Source organism: Chromobacterium fluminis (assembly GCF_011602385.1).
Classification (GTDB): Bacteria; Pseudomonadota; Gammaproteobacteria; order Burkholderiales; family Chromobacteriaceae; genus Chromobacterium; species Chromobacterium fluminis.
In genome coordinates this window covers 1-255 of the sequence record NZ_JAAOMA010000157.1, presented here as the reverse complement: position 1 = coordinate 255, position 255 = coordinate 1, and the positions used below count along the sequence as shown (strand labels likewise).

The following is a 255-nucleotide window of genomic DNA, read 5'->3' as shown; positions in this document are numbered from 1 at the left end:
AGCTGCTGATTGCCGACGAACCCACCACCGCGCTGGACGTCACCATCCAGAAGCAGATCCTGCAACTGATCGCCGACCTGCAAAAGAAACACGATATGGCGGTGCTGTTCATCACCCACGATCTGGGCGTGGTGGGCGAGTTCGCCGACGAAGTCATCGTCATGCGTCACGGAGAAATCCGCGAGCAGGGCAAGGTGCAGCAAATCTTCGACGCGCCGCAGGACGCCTACACCAAGGCGCTGCTGGCCTGCCGGC

1 pseudogene is annotated in these 255 nt (G+C 61.6%); it reads left to right on the top strand.

The features are described 5' to 3' along the window. A pseudogene (locus tag HA052_RS27300) lies at positions 1–255 on the top strand (ABC transporter ATP-binding protein); the annotation flags it as partial.